The sequence below is a fragment of the Vibrio sp. V01_P9A10T6 genome (assembly GCF_963877065.1).
In the GTDB taxonomy this organism is placed as follows: Bacteria; Pseudomonadota; Gammaproteobacteria; order Enterobacterales; family Vibrionaceae; genus Vibrio; species Vibrio anguillarum.
Map to the genome: position 1 here is coordinate 1 of NZ_CAWNTB010000151.1, position 18,021 is coordinate 18,021.

General features: G+C 44.9%; 22 protein-coding genes. 19 read left to right on the forward strand and 3 right to left on the reverse strand.

Annotation, left to right across the window (positions count from 1 at the left end):
- The 19 genes from AACQ21_RS09575 to AACQ21_RS09665 all read left to right on the forward strand — a co-directional run.
- Positions 1 to 376 (forward strand): sigma-70 family RNA polymerase sigma factor (locus AACQ21_RS09575; RefSeq protein ID WP_146127516.1); only part of this gene is annotated, 376 nt, incomplete at its 5' end.
- Positions 377 to 420: 44 nt separating this feature from the next.
- A complete protein-coding gene (cheY, locus tag AACQ21_RS09580; protein ID WP_033197405.1) occupies positions 421 to 789 on the forward strand; it encodes a chemotaxis response regulator CheY in 369 nt (122 codons plus the stop codon).
- A gap of 57 nt (positions 790 to 846) precedes the next feature.
- Positions 847 to 1,563: a protein phosphatase CheZ gene (locus AACQ21_RS09585; protein ID WP_017045236.1), complete on the forward strand. Its 717-nt coding sequence runs from the start codon at positions 847 to 849 to the stop codon at positions 1,561 to 1,563.
- A 9-nt stretch (positions 1,564 to 1,572) separates the two neighbouring features.
- Positions 1,573 to 3,861: a chemotaxis protein CheA gene (locus AACQ21_RS09590; RefSeq protein ID WP_105976537.1), complete on the forward strand. Its 2,289-nt coding sequence runs from the start codon at positions 1,573 to 1,575 to the stop codon at positions 3,859 to 3,861.
- A 25-nt stretch (positions 3,862 to 3,886) separates the two neighbouring features.
- Complete coding sequence (locus AACQ21_RS09595; RefSeq protein ID WP_017045237.1) at positions 3,887 to 5,002, forward strand: protein-glutamate methylesterase/protein-glutamine glutaminase; 1,116 nt, start codon at positions 3,887 to 3,889, stop codon at positions 5,000 to 5,002.
- Positions 5,003 to 5,012: 10 nt separating this feature from the next.
- On the forward strand, positions 5,013 to 5,789 hold the full coding sequence (locus AACQ21_RS09600) for a ParA family protein (protein ID WP_026027244.1): 777 nt from the start codon (positions 5,013 to 5,015) through the stop codon (positions 5,787 to 5,789).
- Positions 5,779 to 6,768: a chemotaxis protein CheW gene (locus tag AACQ21_RS09605; RefSeq protein WP_013856371.1), complete on the forward strand. Its 990-nt coding sequence runs from the start codon at positions 5,779 to 5,781 to the stop codon at positions 6,766 to 6,768. Before AACQ21_RS09600 ends, AACQ21_RS09605 begins: the two co-directional genes overlap by 11 nt.
- A gap of 40 nt (positions 6,769 to 6,808) precedes the next feature.
- Complete coding sequence (locus AACQ21_RS09610) at positions 6,809 to 7,303, forward strand: chemotaxis protein CheW (protein ID WP_013856372.1); 495 nt, start codon at positions 6,809 to 6,811, stop codon at positions 7,301 to 7,303.
- A complete protein-coding gene (locus AACQ21_RS09615) occupies positions 7,303 to 7,803 on the forward strand; it encodes a DUF2802 domain-containing protein (protein WP_202598892.1) in 501 nt (166 codons plus the stop codon). The genes AACQ21_RS09610 and AACQ21_RS09615 overlap by 1 nt, the downstream gene beginning before the upstream one ends.
- Before the next feature lie 211 nt (positions 7,804 to 8,014).
- On the forward strand, positions 8,015 to 8,638 hold the full coding sequence (ccmA, locus tag AACQ21_RS09620; protein ID WP_029189773.1) for a cytochrome c biogenesis heme-transporting ATPase CcmA: 624 nt from the start codon (positions 8,015 to 8,017) through the stop codon (positions 8,636 to 8,638).
- Positions 8,635 to 9,303, forward strand: coding sequence for a heme exporter protein CcmB (gene ccmB, locus AACQ21_RS09625; protein ID WP_013856375.1), 669 nt, complete (start codon positions 8,635 to 8,637; stop codon positions 9,301 to 9,303). The genes ccmA and ccmB overlap by 4 nt, the downstream gene beginning before the upstream one ends.
- 111 nt (positions 9,304 to 9,414) lie before the next feature.
- On the forward strand, positions 9,415 to 10,167 hold the full coding sequence (locus AACQ21_RS09630) for a heme ABC transporter permease (RefSeq protein ID WP_013856376.1): 753 nt from the start codon (positions 9,415 to 9,417) through the stop codon (positions 10,165 to 10,167).
- Between the two features lie 2 nt (positions 10,168 to 10,169).
- Positions 10,170 to 10,376 (forward strand): heme exporter protein CcmD, encoded by a 207-nt coding sequence (gene ccmD / locus AACQ21_RS09635; RefSeq protein ID WP_013856377.1) that lies wholly within the window; start codon positions 10,170 to 10,172, stop codon positions 10,374 to 10,376.
- Complete coding sequence (gene ccmE, locus AACQ21_RS09640) at positions 10,373 to 10,858, forward strand: cytochrome c maturation protein CcmE (RefSeq protein WP_013856378.1); 486 nt, start codon at positions 10,373 to 10,375, stop codon at positions 10,856 to 10,858. The genes ccmD and ccmE overlap by 4 nt, the downstream gene beginning before the upstream one ends.
- On the forward strand, positions 10,855 to 12,810 hold the full coding sequence (locus tag AACQ21_RS09645; RefSeq protein ID WP_017049118.1) for a heme lyase CcmF/NrfE family subunit: 1,956 nt from the start codon (positions 10,855 to 10,857) through the stop codon (positions 12,808 to 12,810). The genes ccmE and AACQ21_RS09645 overlap by 4 nt, the downstream gene beginning before the upstream one ends.
- Positions 12,811 to 13,362: a DsbE family thiol:disulfide interchange protein gene (locus tag AACQ21_RS09650; protein WP_013856380.1), complete on the forward strand. Its 552-nt coding sequence runs from the start codon at positions 12,811 to 12,813 to the stop codon at positions 13,360 to 13,362.
- Positions 13,362 to 13,859, forward strand: coding sequence for a cytochrome c-type biogenesis protein (locus tag AACQ21_RS09655; RefSeq protein WP_017042542.1), 498 nt, complete (start codon positions 13,362 to 13,364; stop codon positions 13,857 to 13,859). The genes AACQ21_RS09650 and AACQ21_RS09655 overlap by 1 nt, the downstream gene beginning before the upstream one ends.
- Positions 13,859 to 15,076, forward strand: a complete 1,218-nt coding sequence (gene ccmI / locus AACQ21_RS09660; RefSeq protein ID WP_013856382.1) for a c-type cytochrome biogenesis protein CcmI — start codon at positions 13,859 to 13,861, stop codon at positions 15,074 to 15,076. Before AACQ21_RS09655 ends, ccmI begins: the two co-directional genes overlap by 1 nt.
- Positions 15,077 to 15,145: 69 nt before the next feature.
- On the forward strand, positions 15,146 to 15,910 hold the full coding sequence (locus tag AACQ21_RS09665; RefSeq protein WP_013856383.1) for an MlaA family lipoprotein: 765 nt from the start codon (positions 15,146 to 15,148) through the stop codon (positions 15,908 to 15,910).
- 33 nt (positions 15,911 to 15,943) lie between these two features.
- Here the strand turns inward: AACQ21_RS09665 and AACQ21_RS09670 are convergent, their stop codons facing one another.
- The 3 genes from AACQ21_RS09670 to sodB form a co-directional block, all read right to left on the reverse strand.
- Entirely contained in the window at positions 15,944 to 16,570 is a 627-nt protein-coding gene (locus tag AACQ21_RS09670) for an SDR family oxidoreductase (RefSeq protein WP_370685854.1), read from the reverse strand.
- Between the two features lie 233 nt (positions 16,571 to 16,803).
- Positions 16,804 to 17,307, reverse strand: coding sequence for a VC2046/SO_2500 family protein (locus tag AACQ21_RS09675; RefSeq protein ID WP_026028396.1), 504 nt, complete (start codon positions 17,305 to 17,307; stop codon positions 16,804 to 16,806).
- A gap of 122 nt (positions 17,308 to 17,429) precedes the next feature.
- Positions 17,430 to 18,014, reverse strand: coding sequence for a superoxide dismutase [Fe] (gene sodB, locus AACQ21_RS09680; protein WP_010318866.1), 585 nt, complete (start codon positions 18,012 to 18,014; stop codon positions 17,430 to 17,432).
- Positions 18,015 to 18,021 lie beyond the last annotated feature (7 nt).

Sequence of the window (18,021 nt, forward strand, 5' to 3'; positions counted from 1 at the left end):
TACAGAAGTTGCGAAGTATTTAGGCATGTCGCTGGATCAGTACCATACTGTATTAACTGACATTAATTGCTCACGGATTGTCGGAATCGAAGATTTAGGTATTTCTGATGATGCAATTTCTCCTCTGGATGACGATGAAGACAACTCGCCATTTAAGGGAGTCGCCGATGAATCGTTTCGCAAAGCATTGGTTGAATCAATAAAATCACTTCCAGAACGTGAAGCTTTGGTACTTTCGCTCTATTATGATGAAGAGCTAAACTTAAAAGAAATTGGTGAAGTTCTAGGTGTTAGCGAATCCCGCGTTAGCCAGATACTAAGCCAATCTATGCAGCGACTAAGAACGAAGTTAAGTTCTTGGACGCAAAATGACTAATATCACTGATTTCGAGCTCAGTGGAGGCAATTTTGAATAAAAACATGAAGATCCTTATTGTTGACGACTTTTCAACAATGCGCCGTATTGTTAAGAATCTACTTCGTGATTTGGGCTTCAATAATACCCAAGAAGCAGATGATGGCCTGACAGCGTTGCCTATGCTAAAGAAAGGTGATTTTGAGTTTGTGGTTACAGACTGGAATATGCCGGGCATGCAAGGCATCGATTTGTTGAAAAATATCCGAGCAGACGCAGAACTTAAGCATCTGCCTGTTCTGATGATCACCGCAGAAGCAAAACGCGAACAAATCATCGAGGCTGCTCAAGCAGGTGTGAATGGTTATATCGTAAAACCTTTTACTGCTGCTACGCTTAAAGAAAAACTGGATAAAATTTTCGAGCGTTTATAAAGCGTGTGGTCACAGACAAAAGGTGCTCTATTCATTTATGCGCGAAAAGGCTAATCGATGATTTCATTAGAACAAGCAAAAGAACTCGTTCAGCTACTGGAAAATGGACAGCAAGATCAGGCGAATCAACTCTTTAAAGAGACCTACGACAAAGCAAGCAATCCAATGCTGCAAGAAATAGGCACTTTGACAAGGGAACTGCATGAATCGCTCAAACAGTTCAACCTTGATGAACGCATGGCTGAGATTGCAAATGACGAAATTCCAGATGCAAGGGATCGTCTTCAATATGTAATTGATAAAACGGAAGTAGCTGCGAATAAAACAATGGATGCAGTGGATCGATGTATGCCGATCGCTGACAGCCTTCACGAAGGTTTGTTAAAAGTGCGTCCACAATGGAATGAGTTGATGCATGGGCGTATTGATCTCATTGAGTTTAAAGCACTTTGTCACCGTATTGATGATCTACTATCACAAGTTGAAGGCAACAGCAGCGAATTGCGAGGTCAGCTAACTGAGATATTGATGGCTCAAGACTTTCAAGATCTCACTGGCCAAATAATTCGGCGTGTTATTACGCTGGTTAATGAAGTTGAGAAACGCCTAGTTGAGATTCTCACTGCCTTTGGGGCTAACCAAATAGAACAAAAAACAGACAAGAAGAACCCATCTATCGAACCTGAAGGTCCTATTTTGAACCCTCATGAAAGAGCCGATGCGGTTTCATCTCAAGACGAAGTCGATGATTTGTTATCGAGTCTTGGTTTTTAGGGGTAACGTATGAGCTACGAATTAGACGACGACATTCTTCAGGACTTTTTGGTTGAAGCAGGTGAAATTCTCGAATTGCTCTCAGAGCAATTGGTTGAACTTGAGAACAACCCCGAAGACAGGGAGTTATTAAATGCGATTTTCCGCGGTTTCCATACCGTTAAAGGTGGGGCCGGGTTTCTTGCCCTCACCGAGCTGGTTGAGACGTGCCACGGTGCCGAGAACGTATTTGATATCTTACGCAATGGCCAAAGAAGTGTAACATCGAGCTTGATGGATACGATGTTACGAGCTTTAGACACCGTTAACGCACAGTTTCGCGCTGTTCAAGATCAAGAACCCTTAGAGCCTGCAGATCCCGCTCTACTCGATGAACTTCATAAATTGTGTCGTCCTGCTTCTGAAGATGAAATTGACGAAGTGGAGCCTGTTATTGCTGAAGTTGAAGTCGAGGAAGAGGCCGCTATCGAAGCGCCTGAACCGGAAGTCATTCAACCAGTGGCCTCAAAGGCTGTCGCGTCAAATTCTATCGATGAAATCACGCAAGATGAATTTGAAAAACTGTTAGACGAATTACATGGCAAGGGCACCGCGCCTAATGCTCATTCTGAAAATGCCGCACCGGCGGCCCCAGCGCCTAAAGCCCCAAGTGCATCAGTGGCTGCTAGTGGTGACATTACGGATGACGAATTTGAAAAGCTGCTTGATGAACTGCACGGCGTAGGCAAAGCTCCAACCGTTGAACCCGCTCCTGAGGTTACAGCGAAACCAACTACTCCGCCTAAATCAACAGCGGCACCTAAAGCTTCTGCTGGTGGTGGCGATGATTTGATGACGGACGAGGAGTTTGAAAAGCTTCTTGACGAGCTGCATGGCTCAGGAAAAGGGCCATTGCCAGAAGAGTTGGAAATGGCAACCAGACCTGCTTCTGAAAATGTGAAGCCAGCAGAGCCTGTAAAACCAACAGAGACCGCAAAACCGAAAGCTGAAGCGGCGAAACCTGCTCCTCAGCCTAAAGTAACGGCTCCAGCCACCTCTTCCCCGGCGAAAGCTCCGGTTGCAGTGGCTGAGAAAAAAGAAGTATCAGCACCTGCTGTGGCTAAAAAAGCGCAAACTCAGCCGGAAACAACAGTCCGTGTTGATACATCAACGCTCGACATCATTATGAACATGATTGGCGAATTGGTGCTAGTGCGTAACCGCTTGCTGAGTTTAGGGCTTAATAGCAACGACGAAGAGATGGCAAAAGCGGTGGCTAACCTTGATGTAGTTACTGCGGATTTGCAAGGCGCTGTTATGAAAACGCGCATGCAACCGATTAAGAAAGTGTTCGGTCGTTTCCCTCGCGTGGTTCGAGACCTTGCACGTACCCTGAAAAAAGACATCGTGCTTGAAATGCGGGGCGAAGAAACAGACCTTGATAAAAACTTGGTCGAAGCGCTTGCAGACCCATTGATCCACTTAGTGCGTAACTCAGTTGACCACGGCATTGAAATGCCTGATGTGCGTAGCAAATCTGGAAAGCCAAGCACGGGTAAAATCATACTCTCAGCTTCGCAAGAAGGTGATCATATTGAGCTAGCTATCGTCGATGATGGCGGCGGTATGGACCCAGATAAGCTGCGTAGTATTGCGGTTAAACGAGGCATGATGGATGAAGATGCGGCGTCGCGTCTCTCCAATAAAGAGTGTTTTAACTTAATCTTTATGGCGGGATTCTCCAGTAAAGAGCAAATTTCAGACATTTCTGGTCGTGGTGTTGGGATGGATGTTGTAAAAACAGCCATCAATACACTCAATGGTTCAATTGACATCGATTCTGAGATGGGCAAAGGGACTAAGATTACGATCAAAGTGCCGCTAACACTCGCTATCTTACCGACATTGATGGTTGGGGTCGCAGGGCATCCATTTGCTCTACCGCTTGCGAGCGTGAATGAAATCTTCCATCTTGATCTTAGCCGGACGAACGTTGTTGATGGACAACTGACCATCATAGTACGTAAAAAATCGATACCACTCTTCTACTTACAGAATTGGCTAGCACCTAAAGCGGGTAAAATAGAACTGCGTAAAGGTCATGGACATGTTGTTATTGTTCAGATTGGTAGCCAGCGAGTTGGTTTTGTGGTTGATACCTTAATTGGCCAAGAAGAAGTGGTAATCAAACCACTAGATAAGCTTCTTCAAAAAACACCGGGTATGGCTGGGGCAACGATTACCAGCGATGGACATATTGCACTAATACTAGATGTGCCAGATTTGCTTAAGCAGTATGCTGCTGCTTCCCGCATTTAAATGAGCACACAATATAAGGACACCCATGGCGATTAGAGTATTAGTCGTTGATGATTCGAGCTTTTTTAGACGGCGTGTGAGTGAAATTATTAACTCTGACACCCGTCTAGAAGTGATTGATGTTGCAACTAACGGTAAAGAAGCCGTAGAAAAAGCGAGAATCTTAAAGCCTGATGTCATCACAATGGATATTGAGATGCCAGTTATGGATGGCATTACTGCTGTCCGTGAAATTATGGCTGCGAACCCGATCCCAATCTTGATGTTCTCATCGCTGACTCATGATGGTGCCAAAGCAACGCTAGATGCTTTAGATGCTGGAGCGTTAGATTTCTTACCGAAAAAGTTTGAAGATATTGCCCGTAACCGTGATGAGGCAGTCGCTTTATTACAACAACGGGTTATTCAAATCGCGTCGAAAAAAGGGATGCTGAGAAGACCTTTGGTTTCACGCCCAGTGCCGAGCACATCGTCGCCGTTTGCCAATAGAACAGCGGCTACAACGGCGAGTTCCCCTGCGCCGAAATCAATGGGCACATTGGCTCGCTTTAAAGCTACAGGTAAAAAATATCAGTTGACCGCTATCGGTACCTCTACAGGGGGCCCGGTTGCGTTACAAAAAATATTGACGAAGCTACCTGCGAATTATCCGCATCCGATCGTACTCATTCAACACATGCCAGCCACTTTCACTGCTGCATTTGCAAATCGGCTCAACTCACTGTGTAAAATTGAAGTGAAAGAAGCAGAAGATGGCGATGCATTGCGCCCAGGCGTTGCTTACTTGGCTCCGGGTGGTAAACAGATGATGATTGAGGGCCGTCCGGGTAGTGCAAAATTGCGCATTATCGATGGTGGTGAACGTATGAATTATAAGCCGTGTGTTGATATAACATTCGGTTCTGCGGCGAAGATCTATGCAGATAAAGTGCTGTCAATGATATTGACTGGTATGGGAGCCGATGGTCGTGAAGGGGCTCGAATGTTACAAGCCGCAGGGGCAACCATTTGGGCTCAGGATGAAGAAAGTTGCGTGGTGTATGGCATGCCGCAAGCTGTCGCAAAAGCGGGGATCTCGTCTGAAGATTTACCGTTAGAGCGTATATCAGAACGAATGTTAGTTGAAGTTGGCCTCGCATAAAGGAAGTTCAATGATTGTATGGAGTATTGCAAACCAAAAAGGCGGTGTGGGTAAAACAACCACAACGATTACGCTTGCTGGTTTGCTAAGTCAGCAAGGCAAAAGAGTGCTGTTGGTCGATACTGACCCTCACGCCTCGCTTACTACATACTTAGGTTATGATTCTGATGGCGTGCCCGTCAGCCTGTTTGACCTATTTCAGCAACGTGAGTTAACAGAGCAAAGCGTTACCCCTCTTATCCTAAAAACCGATGTTGAAGGCATTGATCTCATCCCTGCCCATATGTCTCTAGCCACTTTAGATAGAGTCATGGGCAACCGCAGTGGAATGGGGCTGATTTTGAAACGTGCGCTTCTTGCATTGCGCCATAATTATGACTACGTATTGATCGACTGTCCTCCAATCTTAGGGGTAATGATGGTTAATGCATTGGCCGCCAGCGATCGTATCTTAATTCCAGTGCAGACTGAGTTTCTGGCTATGAAAGGGCTCGAAAGGATGATTCGCACCTTAGCCATCATGCAAAAATCTCGTAGTCGATCGTTTAAAGTGACTATCGTACCGACTATGTACGACAAGCGAACCCGGGCTTCTTTGCAAACGCTGAATCAACTTAAAAAAGATTACCCAGAGCAAGTTTGGAGCTCTGCTGTACCTATAGACACCAAGTTTCGTGATGCGAGTTTAAAGCGCTTGCCTGCTTCTCATTTTGCTGAAGGTAGCCGTGGTGTTTTTGCTTATAAACAGTTGCTGATTTATTTAGAGAGGCTAGCTATTGATGAGTAGTGGGCCATTTTTATCCAGTGAACAAGCACTCGATGACTACTTTACAGCGTTACTAGATGAAGAAGCGATTGAACTTGAGCTGAAAGCGGAAGAGCAAAAAGAATTGTCCCTTGCTGAACCTGAGTTAGCGCTTTCGACATCGGTGCAATCTGTACCGGAAAAAAGTTATTACCATGCTGAAGTGGTTGAGTTTGAGCTGCCGAATTTAGATGATGTGCAGCGCTTATTAAGCCAGCTAGAATCAAGTAATCCAGTGGCAGAGTTAGAGCTGGAAGAGATCATGGAGCAAAACACCGTTCAGATCGCTTTAAAAACTCAACCAGTGACTGAAATTGTTGAAGAGATCCAAGAATGGGATATTCCCGCCGATACCTTGGAAACAGAACCTGAAGTTGAAATTCTGACTGCGGCAGACACTGTTGAAGAATTTGCTGTTGACGTGGAAGTGGTTGAGCAACCGACGGCTGAAGTCGAACTTGAAACGCAAGCGGGCTACTCTGGAATTGGTACATGGCAAAGCACTGCGAGAACACGAGATTTTCAAGTGCTCTATTTTGAAGTGAATGGCGTGACGTTTGCGGTGCCTCTTGATGAACTTGGGGGGATCCACCGTATGGCAACGCTCAATCATTTAATCGGTCGACCTGCTTGGTACCTTGGACTGCAAACGAATAAAGATAATCAGCTAGATGTTGTCGATACGGCAAAATGGGTAATGGCAGAAAAGCTCCATGATGATAGCTACAAAGAAGGTTATCAATACATCGTCATGCTTGGTGACAGTATGTGGGGGTTAGCAAGTACTCAGCTTATGGGTACAGAATTGCTAAGCTCAGAGAAGGTCCGCTGGCGAGAACAGGCAGGCAAAAGGCCGTGGCTTGCTGGAATGGTAAAAGAAAAAATGTGTGCTTTGATCCATGTTGAAGCATTGATAGCTATGCTTAATGCAGGGCTTGATGTAAAAGCACTAGAGAAATAATAATACATTGATGTCGGAATCGACTTAGAGAGGAAAAGGTATGTCTCAGACTAACGAAGTAGAAGTAAGAAAAGACAAGTCTAACGACGAAGTGCTTCAGTGGGTGACGTTCCAACTAGAAGAAGAAACATACGGAATTAATGTAATGCAGGTACGTGAAGTACTCCGCTATACAGAAATTGCACCGGTACCAGGTGCTCCTGATTATGTTCTTGGCATCATTAACCTACGTGGTAATGTTGTGACCGTCATTGATACACGATCTCGTTTTGGCTTAATGCAAGGTGAAATCACGGATAATACACGCATTATTGTGATTGAATCTGAGCGCCAAGTGATTGGTATTTTAGTCGATAGTGTTGCGGAAGTAGTTTACCTACGTTCTTCTGAAATCGATACTACACCAAGTGTTGGTACTGATGAGAGCGCTAAGTTTATCCAAGGCGTGAGCAACCGTGACGGTAAGCTATTGATCCTTGTTGACCTGAATAAACTGCTAACTGAAGACGAGTGGGACGAGATGGTCCACCTATAATGAGCGAAGCTATGTTGTTCAGTGCTCCTGTTATTCTTATAGGGAGCGCGGTTTTTGTTGTTGTATTTTTGTTGCTGGTGTTACTTCGTGTACGTCAGGGACTTGCCCAACAGATTGATCACCAAAGACAACAAGCCCGATCGTTAGATAAGGAGTTGCAAAAGGCGAATAGACAGCTGTTGGAAATACGCTCAGTTGCTATTGGTCTTGGCCAAAAAGTGACGGATCAGCAGGATCTCATCCAGCATTTAAACGAGCGAATCACTGAATTGGAACATGTTGATACGGATGGGCGTTTATACAGCCGAGCGACAAAAATGGTCCAACTCGGTGCTGACATCAATGAGCTTATTAAAGAGTGTGAGCTACCTAAAGCTGAAGCTGAGTTGATGATGTCCTTGCAGAAGAAAATTGCAGGGCATGAAAGCATCCCGCCACTGAGTAGTCACCCGGAAGGTCGTGAGCCGGTGCAAAGTACGAGGCGACCTGCAAAAAAATAGTCGAAAGAGCGAAACTAGAGAGGGAAGCCAATGGCTTCCCTCTCTAGTTTTGAATGTGGCTAAATGTAGCTATAAAGTAGTAAATGAGACAGAAAATAATTAAAAATTAACAGTTTCTTACCTAGTTTCGTGACTGGTAATAGTCTTATTATGTTTTGTCTTAGGTGTGGTGTGCTAATATAGCGGCTCAAATTTCTCGATTTAGATGCACATGCTTGAAGTAAATAACCTGACCGCAATTCGTGATGAAAGAGTTCTGTTTGAAGCACTTAGCTTTGTGATTCATGCTGGCGAATTGGTGCAGATTGAAGGACGGAACGGCACAGGTAAAACGACCTTGCTACGAATTGTTGCCGGGTTAGGTGATAGAGAGGATGGTTCTATTTTGTGGAATGGCATGAATATTGAGTCTAATCGTGATGATTACCACCAAGATTTACTGTTTCTTGGTCATCAAACTGGGGTTAAGCGCGATTTGACGGCATTCGAGAATCTTCATTTTTATCAATCAGTGCATAATGCAGAATCGTCTTCTCAAGAGATATATCAAGCCTTGGCTAAAGTGGGTTTAGCTGGCCGAGAAGACGTGGCTGCAGGCCAGCTTTCTGCCGGACAACAGCGCCGAGTTGCGCTGGCTCGTTTATGGCTCAGTCAACAAAAGTTGTGGATTTTAGATGAACCGTTAACTGCGATTGATAAGCAAGGTGTCAAAGTGTTGGAAGCCTTATTTCTAGCGCATGCGCAACAAGGTGGCATCGTTGTATTGACCACACACCAAGATATGTTTGCTAACTATCCGCAATTGCGAAAAATTAAATTGGGGCATGAGTCATGATCGTGACCATGGGGATGATCATCCGTCGTGAATTATTGATCGCTTTTCGACGTCAAGCCGATATTTTTAACCCACTGTGGTTTTTTATCATAGTGATTACCCTATTTCCGCTGAGTATCGGCCCAGAGCCTGCTTTGCTCGCCCGTATCGCCGCAGGTATTGTTTGGGTTGCGGCGTTACTGTCGGCGCTACTATCACTTGAGCGTCTGTTTCGCGATGATTTTCAAGACGGGTCGCTTGAACAAATGATGCTGATCCCAGTGCCATTACCCATAGTCGTTATTTCAAAAGTCGTGGCTCATTGGTTATTGACTGGACTGCCTTTAATTTTAATTAGCCCATTGTTAGCCGTATTATTGTCATTAGATTTTAATACGTGGCTTGCAGTTGTATTGACTTTGTTCATTGGCACGCCAACGTTGAGTTTTATCGGTGCTATTGGTGTTGCATTGACCGTCGGCTTGCAAAAAGGTGGCGTGTTGCTGAGCCTACTGGTCTTACCCTTGTATATCCCGATTTTAATCTTCGCTACATCAGCTATTGATGCAGCATCGCTTGGCATGCTCTACAACGGTCAATTGGCTGTTTTGGGGGCAATGTTTATGGGCGCGATAACATTAACTCCATTTGCTATTAGCGCAGCATTGAGAGTCAGCGTTAACTAAATTAAGTACGAACGATATTTTCAGCAATGCATTTGAGCGTTGCGTATCAACAACACAATAAACTGAGCAGACACATGCTCAGAAGCAATGAAGTAAGAGTGAGACAATACAATGTGGAAATGGCTCCATCCCTATGCAAAGCCTGAATCCGCCTATCGGCTATGTGGAAAGTTCCTGCCTTGGTTTGCAGGGCTCGCTATCTTATGCCTGGTAGTCGGTAATATCCTTGGTTTAGCTTATGCTCCGGCAGACTATCAACAAGGCGACAGCTTCAGAATCATTTACATTCATGTCCCTTCCGCCATTTGGTCAATGGGCATTTATATGTCGATGGCGATTGCGGCTTTCATTGGTCTAGTTTGGCAATTAAAACTGTCAGACATGGCCGCTGCTGCAATGGCGCCCATCGGTGCGGTATTTACGTTTATTGCGTTAATTACTGGAGCCATTTGGGGTAAACCGATGTGGGGAACTTGGTGGGTATGGGATGCTCGTCTGACGTCTGAGCTCATTTTACTGTTTCTCTATTTGGGAGTGATTGCGCTTTACCACGCTTTCGATGATCAAAAAACAGCCGCAAAAGCCGCAGGTCTGCTGGCCATCGTTGGTGTGATCAATCTACCTATCATTCATTTCTCCGTTGAGTGGTGGAATACCCTGCACCAAGGTGCCACGATTACTAAATTTGAAAAGCCTTCCATATCCAGTGACATGTTGTGGCCACTGCTGCTCAATATTTTTGGTTTTGCTTTCTTTTTTGCTGCGGTCACTATGATCCGCTTACGCAATGAAATTATCAGTAAAGAGAGCCATCGCCCTTGGGTTATCGAATTGGCAACCCTTCAAACACAGAAAGGTAACTGATCATGCATTTTGACTCTTTGAGTGATTTCTTGGCGATGGGCGGTTACTCCGCCTATGTATGGAGTGCATTTGGCATTACCTTTTTATCCATGTTTATTTTACTGATGCTCAGCATCAAGCGTGGCAAAACCTTGTTGCAAGATGTGCAAGCAAAGGTTGAACGCCAAGCCAGAATTGATGCTGCGAAGCATATGGAGAACACCTTATGACCCCAAGACGTAAAAAAAGACTCACCATTATTTTGGCATTGATTATTGGGGCTGGTGCCACCATTGGTTTGATGTTGTATGCACTCAATCAAAATATGGACCTTTTCTATACGCCGACCGAGCTTGTACACGGTAAACCCGATGGGACAAAGCCAGAAGTGGGTCAACGGCTACGCATTGGCGGCATGGTGGTGGTGGGCTCTGTGAAAAGAGATCCGGGTTCACTAAAAGTAAGATTTCAGCTCCACGATGTTGGTCCAAATGTGACGGTCGAATATGAAGGCATCTTACCCGACTTGTTTAGAGAAGGTCAGGGTATTGTTGCGCAAGGCGTATTGAAAGATGCCACCACAGTAGAAGCGTTTGAAGTGCTAGCCAAGCATGATGAAAACTATATGCCACCGGAAATTGCTGAAGCAATGAAGAAAACGCATGAGCCGTTAACCTATAGCTCGGAACAAAAACAAGGAAGTGCTCAATGATTGTTGAAATAGGACATTTTGCCCTTATTGTTTCACTTGGGCTTGCCATATTACTCAGCTTACTTCCACTTGTTGGTGCTTCTAAAAACAATACCATGCTGATGAATACTGCGCGGCCATTAGCATGGGGAATGTTTTCATTGCTATTGGTCTCATTTAGCATTTTGCTGTGGGCATTTTATGTCAATGACTTCACGGTGCAATATGTGGCGAGTAATTCGAATAGTCAATTACCCTGGTATTACCGTCTAACAGCGGTGTGGGGGGCGCATGAAGGTTCATTATTGCTGTGGGTTTTAATTCAAGCAGGATGGACTGTGGCGGTGGCTACCTTTAGCCGTGGTATGCCTCAGGAATCTGTGGCGCGAGTCTTATCCGTTATGGGGCTGATCAGCGTTGGATTCTTGCTGTTTGTCATCGTGACTTCGAATCCATTTTTACGCACCTTACCCTATTTCCCAATTGATGGTCGTGACTTAAACCCGCTGCTACAAGATCCTGGGCTAATCATTCACCCACCCATGTTATACATGGGATATGTTGGTTTTTCAGTCGCATTCTCATTTGCAATAGCCTCTTTGATGACCGGGCGTTTGGATACTGCATGGGCCCGTTGGTCTCGTCCTTGGACAACTGCGGCGTGGTTATTTTTGACATTAGGTATCGCGCTAGGTTCGTGGTGGGCTTACTACGAACTTGGCTGGGGTGGCTGGTGGTTTTGGGATCCAGTAGAAAACGCGTCGTTTATGCCATGGCTTGCGGGAACGGCATTGATGCACTCACTTGCTGTGACAGAAAAACGTGGCACATTCAAAGCTTGGACAGTGTTACTGGCAATTTCAGCATTTTCGCTCAGTTTACTGGGCACATTCTTAGTGCGATCTGGTATTTTGGTTTCGGTACACGCATTTGCATCCGATCCCGCTCGTGGCCTGTTTATCCTTGGGTTTTTGGTGTTTGTCATCGGTGGCTCACTGCTATTGTTTGCCGTTAAAGGTGCGGCAGTACGCGTCCGTGGCAATGCTGAATTGATCTCGCGTGAAAATGCGCTGCTCTCCAACAACATCTTATTAATCGCGGCATTGGTGGTGGTGTTGGTTGGCACCTTGTTACCTTTAATCCACAAGCAGATTGGCCTTGGTTCCGTATCAATAGGAGCGCCTTTCTTCAACATGCTGTTTGCATGGCTAATGGTGCCATTTGCATTTTTGCTGGGGATCGGTCCACTGATCCGTTGGAAGCGCGATAATTTTTCCAAGCTTTTGAAACCGATGTTGATTTGTGGCCTGATGGCGTTGATTCTTTCGGCGGTTATGGTGTACCTGCTAGCTGAACGCTTTAGCTTGATGGCATTTATCGGCTGGGTCATGGCGTTTTGGATCATCTTGCTACACGTTGTCGAGTTGCACCAACGTGCGACACATCGTCATAGCTTCATGATAGGGGTGACTAAATTACAACGTAGCCACTGGGCCATGATGTTAGGCCATGTTGGTCTTGCCGTTACTGTGATTGGTATTGCGATGGTGCAAAACTACAGTATCGAGCGTGATGTTCGTCTAGCACCTGGGGAGTCTTTTGAAATCCAACAATATAACTTTTATTTCAAAGGGTTAAGAGATAAAGATGGCCCGAACTATGATGGTTATATTGCCGATTTTGAAATTACGCAGGATGGGCAATACGTGAATACACTCCATGCGGAAAAACGCTTTTATCGTACTGCCAAGTCAATGATGACTGAAGCGGCCATCGATCGTGGCATCACTCGCGATTTGTACATTGCAATGGGTGAGCGATTAGAAGATGGTCATTCATGGGCGATCCGAATTTATTACAAACCATTTGTACGTTGGATCTGGGCTGGTGCTTTATTGATGTCATTAGGTGGTGCGTTAGCCATCAGTGACAAACGCTACCGCTTTAGAAAAAGCTCCCAACAGGAGGCGTAGATGAACAAGAAAATTCTATTTATTCCATTGGTGGCTTTTCTTGGTCTAGTTGCCGTGTTTGTTACTCAGTTGGTCAAAAATACCGAAGGTGATGATCCCACAAAATTGGAGTCGGTTCTGATTGGTAAGTCTGTGCCTGAATTTCGTTTGGAAGATTTAGCCGAACCCGGCAAGCTGTATGACCAAGCGATATTTAAAGGCGAGCCTTTGCTGCTGAACGTCTGGGCAACTTGGTGCCCGACCTGCTATGCCGAACATCAATATCTCAATCGGTTGGCGGGTGATGGTGTAAAAATTATAGGCTTAAATTATAAAGATCAACGAGATAAAGCGGTTCAATGGTTAAATGAGCTAGGTAATCCTTACTTGATCAGCCTGTTCGATGGTAATGGTATGCTAGGGTTAGATCTCGGCGTTTACGGTGCGCCGGAAACCTTTCTCATTGATGCCAACGGCGTTATTCGTTACCGCCATGTGGGGGATGTTAATCCAACCAATTGGCAAACAACTTTGCAACCTATGTATCAGAAACTTCTAGAGGAAGCGAAGTAATGAAGCGTTTTATATTATCGATCATTGCTAGCTTTGCTTTGGTATTTTCTGTGCAATCTGCAATTGAAGTGTACGAGTTTGATAATCCACAGCAAGAGCAGCAATTCAAAGAGTTGAGCAATACATTGCGTTGTCCAAAGTGTCAAAACAATACTATTGCCGACTCAAATGCTGCATTAGCACAGGACTTACGTAATAAAGTCTATGAAATGACCAAACAAGGTAAGTCTGAACAAGACATTGTTGACTACATGATTGCACGTTACGGCAACTTTGTGACCTATAACCCACCGTTGACTTTGGCGACTTCCATCTTATGGCTAGGTCCTTTGAGTGTGGTGTTTCTGGGTTTTGGTTTTATTGTATTACGCAGCAAACGTCGTAAAGCATCAACCGCTCAAAATGGTGAAGTTTGGGATGCCGAAAAGGAAGAGCGATTAAATCAGTTGCTCGCCGAAGACGCGGTTGATGATGAGAAGCATGGAGACAAACAATAATGACGTTTTTTTGGTTATCTACCCTCATTCTGACCTTCTTTGGTTGTGTCTTCATTGCACTGCCGATCCTCAAAAACAGAGCGAACAACGATGCAGCGCTGCGTGACGAATTGAACAAAGCGATCTTTAAAAACCGCCTTGCAGAGTTACACGAAGAGACGCAAGAAGGGTTGGTTGACAGCGAACAAGAGCTGATTGCTGATCTGAAACAGTCGCTATTGGATGATATTCCTGCGCAATCGGTGCAAGGAAATTCTTCACATGTATCACCGATGGTTGTTTTGATCCCCTCGATTTTATTGGTCGTTATCTTAAGCTATGGCTTTTACCTAAAATTTGGCGCGGCTAGTCAAGTAGAGCAGTGGCAGCAAGTGAACGCTAACTTACCTGCACTCTCAAAAAAAATGATGTCACCAGAAGGTGCTGCCTTAAGTGATGATGAGATGAATGATCTCACACTGGCGCTGCGCACTCGTCTGCATTATCAGCCTCAAGATGCGACCGGGTGGTTGCTGCTTGGACGTATTGGACTTGCTAACAGAGATATAGAAACATCGATTGGCTCAATGAAAAAAGCGTATGCGTTAGATCCAAAAGATGCAGATGTGAAGTTGGGCTATGCGCAAGCATTAATGTTGTCACAAGATGAGCTTGACCAAAATCAAGCACGTGAAATTTTAACGGCATTAGTACAACAAGATTATGTTGATCTACGCGTGTTTTCACTACTTGCGTTTGATGCGTTTGAACGCCAGGATTACCCAGCGGCGATGAAGTATTGGCGATTAATGCAGCAGATGATTGGCCCTGAAGATAGCCGTTATGAGATGCTTTCGCGCAGTATTGAAAGAGCACAAAGCAAAATGCAGCCTAAAGCTATCGATGGGAAAATGGTTCCTGTCACCATCTCACTCGGTGATGGTGTGACTCTTGAACAAAATGCAGTACTCATAGTCTCTGTGCACAGTTCTGATGGTGCACCTATGCCTGTTGCCGCAGCGCGTTATCCACTGACTCAATTCCCTATTAAGGTTGTGTTAGATGATAGCAATAGCATGGTTCAGGGTCGGAAGTTATCCGACCTTGCACAGCTTATTGTTCGAGTACGCTTGGATACGGATGGCAATGTTTCAACCAAACAAGGTGATTGGTTTGGTGAAAGTGCTCCCATGAGCCTCGGTCAACCTGTTGAAGTTGTGATCAATAAGCAGTATTAATAGCACTTATATACAATTAACGTATTGATAGGCCGATGTCTCATCGGCCTTTATACATGGAAATAAATAATGATAAGCCGCCTATCCCGACTGATATGCCCTATGCTGTTCCTTTTCGTATTAGCAGGGTGTGCAAGCGCTCCGGATTCAACGTCAGCCGAATCAAATCAAACGCAGTCGGGCGATCCTTTTGAGGTTTTTAACCGATCAATGTGGACAATCAACTACGATTATATCGATCCATACTTGGTTCGCCCTGTTGCGATTGCCTACGTGGATTACATTCCACACCCAATTAGAAAAACGATCGCCAATGTTCTGTCAAACCTTGATGAACCTTCAAGCATTATCAACAACATATTGATGGGTAATGGTACGAAAGCCGTTGACCACTTTAACCGCTTTTGGATTAATAGCACCTTAGGCCTGTTTGGGATGATTGATATTGCGTCAGAAGCGGGCATCACCAAACACAATGAAAAAGCGTTTAGTGATGCGGTAGGCCATTATGGTGTTGGTAATGGTCCATATTTAATGATTCCTGGATACGGGCCCTACACGATTCGAGAAACCACAGATGTTGTGGATGGCTTGTATGTACCACTTTCTTATCTCAATGTCTGGGCTGGCCTAGGCAAATGGGCTCTGGAAGGATTGGAGACCCGAGCAAGGCTCGTTCCTCAAGAAGTGACGTTGGAAAACTCCCCAGATCCATATTCATTAACTCGCGATGTTTATTTACAACGCCAAGATTTTAAAGCAGAAATTGATACCCAAACGTATGATGAATCGGAAGAAGAGTATCTTGACGATTATCTGGAAGAAGGGTTTTAATCATACCCATGTAGGTCGGCCTTGTACTGCTAGCTAGGCCGACATCACACGTCCGCTAAAGTATTCGTTAGCGACGATGTATTCCGTATTGCGGATTAATTCATCTTGCAGCTCAGCCCAATGGGGCTTCTCATCTACATCACCTTTTGCGCTAGGCACTACGCCTCCGACCCTTATGTTGAAAGGGGTTAGTTCTTTTGCCCAACTCTGCGTGAAACCAGAAACCATAGAATTCGCATTTTCAATTCCCGCTAGGTCATACTCATCATTTTGAGAAATGACGTTCACAATCACACCTGGTTTGTTGTTAATACGCATTCGCTCAGCACTTGCTTGACCAAAAGTGAATAAAGTTGAGGCCATCATGGCGAGCTTCTGAAGAAAGACTTCAGCTCGTTGTTCACCTATCAAGGGGGGGAGGGATGCATTTGGCCAATTATTGACCAGCACATCCGGTGCCCCATGATAGGTTTGATCAATAAAATCGAACAGCCGATGGATCGTTTCTAAAGAGTAATCTGGTGTGTGGTAATAATGAACATCCTGAGAGATCGCTTTGCAACGAGCAAAGGTTTCCATTAATCCAAATTTGTCTTGGTCACACAAAATAATTTTTGCACCTAAATGTGCGAAATGAACGGCCAGCGTGCTACCAAGCATCGAACTTGCTGAAGTGATTAATATTATTGCACTTTTTATATCCATTGGGTGCCTCACCCTATTGTTTGTTTTATTGTTGTAGCGGGATTTAGTCTCAATAGGATGGTTGATTAACTGTGGGTAGGGTGTGAATAACATCAAATTACTCAGCCTAAGCGAGCGTGGTATGTGTTTTTTTTGGTCATACTCACATTCTGATCTAGAGAATGTCGTTTTGTGTTACATACAAGACATCAAACTTGGGTACGGATCTGATCTCGCCGGTGGGCAACGGTGAGTTGAACCGACAGATCGGCAACTAAGAGCTCAACGTTTGAGGGGGAGGCAAGATGCCTTCGCTCATGTCCTGACAGATTAAGATATACCTCTTCGGGTAAATCATGCGTATCTTCAGGCAAATAGGCGAGTACTTCAGGAGTCAAGTAGTGACTGAGTTTCGCACTGGCGAGCCCTCCGTGATGGAAAAGCTCGGCCTGTTTTGCTGAAACAGCGTAAGAGCTTTGGTCGGAACGCAGTGCTTGAGGCTCCGTAAGCTCAAATCGCTTACGTAACAATTCATCACTAGTGGGTGGGTTTTCAATACGTTCAACAGGAGTGTTGTCGCGTACATCGTTAGAAAACATCGACAGTATGAGTGCAAAGTCCGCACGGCGTCCTTGCTGGACAGCATGGCTTAGCCCCGAGCCAAATTGAAGCTCGTTTATAATACTGGCTTTATCTAATGTATGTACTTGCATTTGCCTCTCCAACCGATGCACTTTTAGCGGCGAGAAAGCAGATAACTTTAGATAAAATAACAAAAAAGCCTGCGATAAAGCAGGCTTTTCATATGACTAAATACCAATCCAAGGGGAAAAGGTTATTTTGCTAGGTTTTCTGCAACGAATGCCCAGTTAACCAGTGCCCAGAAACCATTCATGTAGTCAGGGCGTAGGTTACGGTAATCGATGTAGTAAGCATGTTCCCACAGATCAACCGTCAGTAGCGGAGTCACACCTTCGTGAGTCAGTGGTGTGGCTGCATTTGAAGTGTTGATGATCTCTAAAGAGCCATCCGCATTTTTCACCAACCAAGTCCAAGATGAACCAAAGTTATTGATCGCTGAGTCAGTGAATTTTGCTTTAAAAGCTTCAAAAGAACCAAATGCGGCGTTGATTGCGTCTGCAACGGCACCTGTTGGTTCGCCACCTGCATTTGGTGCAAGGCAGTGCCAATAGAAGGTGTGGTTCCAAATTTGAGCGGCGTTATTAAACACGCCACCAGTTGAAGTTTTGATGATCTCTTCGAGAGATTTACCTTCAAATTCAGTGCCAGGAATAAGGCCGTTAAGCTTCACAACGTAAGTGTTGTGGTGCTTACCGTGGTGGAAATCTAGTGTTTCGGCTGAAATGTGTGGTTCTAGAGCGTCTTTAGCGTAAGGCAAAGCTGGTAATTCGAATGACATTGCTCGA

Excerpts from the sequence above, each read along its gene's own strand:
- AACQ21_RS09590 (WP_105976537.1), top strand. The coding sequence starts at position 1,573 with ATGAGCTACGAATTAGACGACGACATTCTTCAGGACTTTTTGGTTGAA.
- AACQ21_RS09650 (WP_013856380.1), top strand. The coding sequence starts at position 12,811 with ATGAACAAGAAAATTCTATTTATTCCATTGGTGGCTTTTCTTGGTCTA.
- AACQ21_RS09665 (WP_013856383.1), top strand. The coding sequence starts at position 15,146 with ATGATAAGCCGCCTATCCCGACTGATATGCCCTATGCTGTTCCTTTTC.
- AACQ21_RS09670 (WP_370685854.1), bottom strand. The coding sequence starts at position 16,570 with ATGCTTGGTAGCACGCTGGCCGTTCATTTCGCACATTTAGGTGCAAAA.
- ccmB (WP_013856375.1), top strand. The coding sequence starts at position 8,635 with ATGATCGTGACCATGGGGATGATCATCCGTCGTGAATTATTGATCGCT.
- AACQ21_RS09585 (WP_017045236.1), top strand. The coding sequence starts at position 847 with ATGATTTCATTAGAACAAGCAAAAGAACTCGTTCAGCTACTGGAAAAT.
- AACQ21_RS09595 (WP_017045237.1), top strand. The coding sequence starts at position 3,887 with ATGGCGATTAGAGTATTAGTCGTTGATGATTCGAGCTTTTTTAGACGG.
- AACQ21_RS09610 (WP_013856372.1), top strand. The coding sequence starts at position 6,809 with ATGTCTCAGACTAACGAAGTAGAAGTAAGAAAAGACAAGTCTAACGAC.
- ccmA (WP_029189773.1), top strand. The coding sequence starts at position 8,015 with ATGCTTGAAGTAAATAACCTGACCGCAATTCGTGATGAAAGAGTTCTG.
- AACQ21_RS09655 (WP_017042542.1), top strand. The coding sequence starts at position 13,362 with ATGAAGCGTTTTATATTATCGATCATTGCTAGCTTTGCTTTGGTATTT.
- AACQ21_RS09630 (WP_013856376.1), top strand. The coding sequence starts at position 9,415 with ATGTGGAAATGGCTCCATCCCTATGCAAAGCCTGAATCCGCCTATCGG.
- ccmE (WP_013856378.1), top strand. The coding sequence starts at position 10,373 with ATGACCCCAAGACGTAAAAAAAGACTCACCATTATTTTGGCATTGATT.
- cheY (WP_033197405.1), top strand. The coding sequence starts at position 421 with ATGAAGATCCTTATTGTTGACGACTTTTCAACAATGCGCCGTATTGTT.
- AACQ21_RS09675 (WP_026028396.1), bottom strand. The coding sequence starts at position 17,307 with ATGCAAGTACATACATTAGATAAAGCCAGTATTATAAACGAGCTTCAA.
- AACQ21_RS09615 (WP_202598892.1), top strand. The coding sequence starts at position 7,303 with ATGAGCGAAGCTATGTTGTTCAGTGCTCCTGTTATTCTTATAGGGAGC.
- sodB (WP_010318866.1), bottom strand. The coding sequence starts at position 18,014 with ATGTCATTCGAATTACCAGCTTTGCCTTACGCTAAAGACGCTCTAGAA.
- AACQ21_RS09645 (WP_017049118.1), top strand. The coding sequence starts at position 10,855 with ATGATTGTTGAAATAGGACATTTTGCCCTTATTGTTTCACTTGGGCTT.
- AACQ21_RS09600 (WP_026027244.1), top strand. The coding sequence starts at position 5,013 with ATGATTGTATGGAGTATTGCAAACCAAAAAGGCGGTGTGGGTAAAACA.
- ccmI (WP_013856382.1), top strand. The coding sequence starts at position 13,859 with ATGACGTTTTTTTGGTTATCTACCCTCATTCTGACCTTCTTTGGTTGT.
- ccmD (WP_013856377.1), top strand. The coding sequence starts at position 10,170 with ATGCATTTTGACTCTTTGAGTGATTTCTTGGCGATGGGCGGTTACTCC.